7 protein-coding genes are annotated in these 5042 nt (G+C 61.8%); 5 read left to right on the top strand and 2 right to left on the bottom strand.

Features of this window, described 5'->3' with window-relative positions:
• Positions 1–531 (top strand): glycine cleavage T C-terminal barrel domain-containing protein (locus AC2FM5_RS19160; protein WP_496737534.1); only part of this gene is annotated, 531 nt, incomplete at its 5' end.
• Between the two features lie 245 nt (positions 532–776).
• Positions 777–1682 carry an EamA family transporter RarD gene (gene rarD, locus AC2FM5_RS19165; RefSeq protein ID WP_170600112.1) on the top strand — a complete coding sequence of 302 codons (906 nt, stop codon included), beginning with the start codon at positions 777–779 and terminating at the stop codon, positions 1680–1682.
• Here the strand turns inward: rarD and AC2FM5_RS19170 are convergent.
• Together AC2FM5_RS19170 and AC2FM5_RS19175 are read right to left on the bottom strand one after the other, a co-directional pair.
• Positions 1673–2380 (bottom strand): SGNH/GDSL hydrolase family protein, encoded by a 708-nt coding sequence (locus AC2FM5_RS19170; protein ID WP_367647609.1) that lies wholly within the window; start codon positions 2378–2380, stop codon positions 1673–1675. The genes rarD and AC2FM5_RS19170 overlap by 10 nt on opposite strands.
• A gap of 7 nt (positions 2381–2387) precedes the next feature.
• Positions 2388–2798: a nuclear transport factor 2 family protein gene (locus AC2FM5_RS19175; protein ID WP_093964288.1), complete on the bottom strand. Its 411-nt coding sequence runs from the start codon at positions 2796–2798 to the stop codon at positions 2388–2390.
• Between the two features lie 94 nt (positions 2799–2892).
• On the opposite strand from AC2FM5_RS19175, the gene AC2FM5_RS19180 reads away from it, so the two are divergent.
• The 3 genes from AC2FM5_RS19180 (at position 2893) to AC2FM5_RS19190 (ending at position 5020) form a co-directional block, all read left to right on the top strand.
• Complete coding sequence (locus AC2FM5_RS19180) at positions 2893–3540, top strand: RluA family pseudouridine synthase (RefSeq protein WP_170364291.1); 648 nt, start codon at positions 2893–2895, stop codon at positions 3538–3540.
• 129 nt (positions 3541–3669) lie between these two features.
• On the top strand, positions 3670–4341 hold the full coding sequence (locus AC2FM5_RS19185; RefSeq protein ID WP_496737537.1) for a YiaD family glycine zipper/OmpA-like lipoprotein: 672 nt from the start codon (positions 3670–3672) through the stop codon (positions 4339–4341).
• 136 nt (positions 4342–4477) lie between these two features.
• The gene (locus AC2FM5_RS19190; RefSeq protein WP_496737539.1) at positions 4478–5020 is read left to right on the top strand and encodes an NADPH-dependent FMN reductase; all 543 of its coding nucleotides are present in this window, start codon (positions 4478–4480) and stop codon (positions 5018–5020) included.
• The last annotated feature ends 22 nt before the right edge of the window (positions 5021–5042 follow it).

Consider the following 5042-nt stretch of genomic DNA (forward strand, 5'->3'; position numbering starts at 1 on the left):
GTGTCGTCGGATATGGCCGGCCACGTTTTCGAAACGCTGCACGAGGCTGGGCAGGACATGGGCCTGAAGCTGTGCGGCATGCACATGATGGACAGCTGCCGGATCGAAAAGGGCTTCCGTCACTTCGGCCATGACATCACCTGCGAAGATCACGTTGTGGACGCCGGTCTCGGCTTTGCCGTCAAGGTGGACAAGGGATGTGATTTCATCGGCCGAGATGCGGTGATTGCCCGCAAGGACAGCGGCCCCCACAGCCGGCTGGTGCAATTCAAGCTGACTGACCCTGAACCGCTGCTGTTCCACAACGAACCGATTATCCGAGATGGCGAATATGTGGGCTACATCAGCTCAGGAAACTATGGCCACACTTTGGGTGGCGCGATCGGCATGGGTTATGTCCCCTGCAAGGGCGAAAGCGCGGCCGACGTGCTGTCCTCGACATACGAGATTGACGTCTGCGGAGTAAAGGTCCGCGCCGAGGCGTCGCTCAAACCCATGTACGATCCGAAATCCGAACGTGTGAAGGTCTGATGGCGGGTTGGGGGCGTTGCTCCTATGCAATTGTATAGCGCCGGATGGAGGTTCTTGACGAGGCCTCCATCTGGCCAAGACTTTACCGGAAAACCAAGCATAGCCGAACATGGTTCTGCCGGTCGCACACCGGACGATAGGGCCGCCGACCCATCACAATTCGTTATGGGCGTCTTCAAGCTTTTCTGAGTTTCAATGGCAAGGGACTTTGCCTAAAGACGGGGGGTATCAGCTGGAGACCATTCATGGCCGAGCGCCCGACCCAAGCCCAGAACACGGATTCGCCAAAAGGCCTTGCGCTGGCTGTTACGGCGTATGTCCTTTGGGGTTTTCTGCCGCTCTACATGAAGGCAATGGCGCATATCGGTCCCGTCGAAATCGTGGCGCATCGCATCATCTGGTCGGTGCCGGTGGCCGGGCTGTTGCTGGTCGCGCTGGGGCGAACCGGTGATCTGAAGGCGGCGCTGCGCGATCCGCGCATGTTGGGAATGGCATGCCTGACGGCGGCCCTGATTTCAGTGAACTGGGCTATCTACGTCTGGGCGATCGCCAGTGGCAACGCTCTGGACGCGGCGCTGGGGTATTATATCAACCCGCTGTTCAGCATAGCGCTGGGAGCGATCCTGCTGCGCGAGTCCCTGACCCGAACACAGTTGATTGCCGTGGGGCTTGCCGCCTTGGGCGTCCTGGTTCTGGTGATCGAGGCCGGCCGTCTGCCATGGGCGGCGCTGGGGTTGATGGTCAGCTGGGGATTTTATGCGTTCTTCAAGCGCTCGTTGCCCATCGGACCAAACCAGGGATTCCTGCTTGAGGTTCTGATTTTGCTGGTTCCCGCGCTGGCTTACGTGACCTGGTTGGGCGTGCAGGGCACCGGACATTTTGGAGGTGCCGCAACGGATACCATGCTGTTGGCCGGGGCGGGTCTCGTGACCGCTGTTCCGCTGCTGGTCTATGCCAACGGGGCCAAGCTGGTGCGACTTTCGACCATGGGCATCCTACAGTACATCGCGCCGACCATGATATTCATCACGGCGATCACGCTGTTTGGTGAGCAGATCGACCGCGGGCGCATGATTGCCTTTCCGCTGATCTGGGCCGCACTGGTAGTCTATTCAGTGCCCATGATCCGTCAGGTGCGCGGTCAGACCTGATCGAGGATCATTCGCGCGGCCTGCTCTGCCCAAAGGCGATAGGCTTTGGGGCTTGGGTGATAGCCGTCCACAGCGGCCAAGGCCGGATCGTCGGGCAGGTGCAGTGCCAGATGCCGGGCCTGTGGAAAGCTCGCGATCACCTCTCTCAGCCCTTCGTCAAGGCGCGCGGATTGCCGGCCCAGAACCCATGCCAAGGGCTGTGGCAAGGCCGGGAACCGATCCATCTGCGGGACGCCCGTCACGATCACAGTCCGCACGCCCAGATCGACGGTAAGCAAGCGCATCAACTCTGCCTGCTGCCGTTTGAACCGGTTGCAGGTCACGGCTCGGGTGACGTCGTTGACGCCCAAGGCCGTAACAGCCGCGTCAAACTGGCCTTCGATCCTGCGCAGGTCTTCGATCGTGTCACCGGTCGTGTGGCCGGTCGTTGCAACAAGGCGCCACTCCACGCTGAACTGGCGGCTGAGCCGTTTCACCAGCTGGCCCGACAGCGCCTGTTCCTGAGTGCCTGCCCCAACGCCTGCGGCTGAACTGTCGCCGGCGATCAGCAGGCGAAGTCTCGGCCCGCGGCCTTGCCGGCCCTCACGCGCACCGGCAGGTTCGGGCAGCTGCACGGCCCTTCGTCGCACCATCAGAGCCTGTGCCGCCAGAACCGGCAGCAGCGGAACCCTCAGAAGCTGATCGGCGTCAATGGGCACGGGTGGCTCAGCTCAAAGCGTTCCGAAATTCCAGGAATCGGGGGTCTTTCATGACGCGGGCCATCATGGCCTCGCGCAGGGCGCCAACGGTCTTGTAGGGACGCATGGCGACTTCGAATGTCTGAATCAGCCCGTCATCGTTGAGCGTGATCAGGTCAACGCCAACAGCGTCCAGTTCACCCACCTTGCATTGAAACTCCAATGCCCAGTCTTTGCCATCGCCCATGATCCGGCGGTAGCGAAACTCGGAAAAAACCTGTCCAACGTGACCCAATACCGCCGCCACCGGGGCGCGGCCTGTCCAGGTGCTGTAGTAGGTCGGCGGAAGGAACTGCACGTCTTCGGCCAGCAATTCATGGATCAGGCTCTCGTCGCCCTTGGCGACCACTTCCTGCATTCGTTCGATCGTCGGGTGCATGTCATCTCCTCTGCCTGGCGCGAGAGTTGCCGAGAAGCCTTCTCATCGCAAGGACGACGTTGCGAGAGGCGGCGCCCTGCGATAGGCAGCGCGCATGAGCGATACCTATGATCCCCCCAAAACGCCGCTGGACGTGTTGCACGAGGATGCGCAGGTGATCGTGGTGAACAAGCCGGCGGGCCTGCTGTCGGTTCCCGGCCGGGGAGAGCACTTGGCGGATTGCCTGCTCGTCCGTGTGCAGGCCGCATTCCCGCAGGCCTTGCTGGTCCACCGGTTGGACCGCGATACCTCAGGCGTCATGATCTTTGCCCAGACACCGCACGCTCAACGGTATCTGGGGCAGCAATTCGAAAACCGGCAGACACGAAAAACCTACGTCGCCCGCGTGTGGGGCCGGCTGGAACCCAAAACCGGCACGGTAGACTTGCCGTTGATCGTGGATTGGCCCAACAGGCCGCGCCAGATGGTGTGCCACGAGACCGGAAAGCCGGCGGTCACGGATTGGCGGGTCGTCCGGTACGACGGGGACACCACCCGCGTTCGCCTGTTTCCAAAAACCGGTCGCTCGCACCAGTTGCGTGTCCATATGCAGGCACTGGGCCATCCGATCCTGGGCGACCCGTTCTATGCCGAAGGACCAGCGCGCGATTTCCCCAGGCTGATGCTTCATTCCGAGGAATTGCGCGTCAAACACCCCGAGGATGGCATATCGATGAAATTTCGCGCGTTGCCGGATTTCTGAGCGCCTTCGGGGCGGCGGGTATTCGCCGATCTCACGTTTTTGTCGCTTGAGCCTGTTTGTGTCAGGCGTGCTATAATCACGTCAAACACGTAACCCGGAAAAACGGGTGCAGGAGCAGAAGGTGAACCCATGAAAATTTCCAGATTCTTGCTGCCGGTCGGGCTGAGCGCCGCATTTGTGCTGGGGGCCTGTACCGACCCCGGTACATTGCGGGTTCAGGACGACCCGAACCAGAACGCCAAGCAGGGAGCGTTGCTGGGCGGTCTGATTGGCGCCGGTGTTGGCGCCATCGCCAATGACTCGAACCCTGGGTTGGGTGCCGTTGCCGGTGCGGCCATCGGTGCTGCCGGCGGCGGGTTGATCGGCAACCAGTTGGACCGGCAGGCAGCCGAACTGCGTCAGCAACTGGCCAATGACGGTATCACGATCGTCAACGCCGGAGACCGGCTAATCGTCACGGTTCCGAATGACATCACCTTCGACACCGACGGCGCCACGGTCCGGCCTGCGCTGAGAGCGGATCTGGTCCGCGTGGGGCAAAACCTGGTGAACTATCCCAACTCGAACGTACAGATCATCGGGCACACCGACAGCGATGGTGAGGCCGGCTACAATCAGATCCTGTCCGAACGCCGCGCCAATGCGGTGGCGGATGTTCTGCAGGCCAATGGCGTCAGCTATGCGCGCATTGCCACGATCGGCCGCGGTGAAAACCAACCGATCGCCTCGAACCTGACGCCCGAGGGCAAGGCGCAGAACCGCCGGGTCGAGATCGTGATCGTGCCAAGCGGCAACGCCTGAGCCGATCAACAGCCAACCGCCGGGGGCCGCCGCGAGCGGCCCCTTTCTTTTTGCACATTGACTGCGCGTCAGGCGGGCTATGGTTTGCGGTCGGGATGACTAAACTGCAGCCGAAACACATGACGGAGATATCCTGATGTCCGAACCGATCCTTCTGGGCCTGTCCGGCTCGTTGCGGCAGAACGCCACCAATCGACGCCTGATCCGTGAAGCGGCGCGCCTGTTCGGCGCGGGAACGTTCATCGAAGCTGATCTGAACCTGCCGCTCTATGATGGAGATGCTGAGGAGGCCGACGGGATCCCGGCCGAAGTTCAGATCCTGGCGGATCAGATCGCCGGTGCCCATGCGGTGGTCATTTCCACTCCGGAATACAACAAAGGGCCGTCAGGCGTTCTGAAGAACGCTCTGGACTGGGTCAGCCGGACCAAGGGCAATCCCTGGGCCGACAAACCGGTTGCGGTGATGTCAGCAGCGGCGGGCCGGGCCGGAGGCGAACGGGCGCAGATGATCCTGCGGTCGTTCATGGTGCCGTTTCAGCCGCGCATCCTGCAGGGCCCCGAATTTCATCTGGCCGACAGCTCGAACGAGTTCGACGATTCAGGTCGGTTGCGCAGCGACCGGTACGAACGGACGCTGGGCCGGTTGATGGAGAAGCTGCGGACCGAAGCAGGTTTCTGAGCCTTGTCCGGCTGGCCGAGCC

It is taken from the genome of Ruegeria sp. BHSA162, from assembly GCF_059613385.1.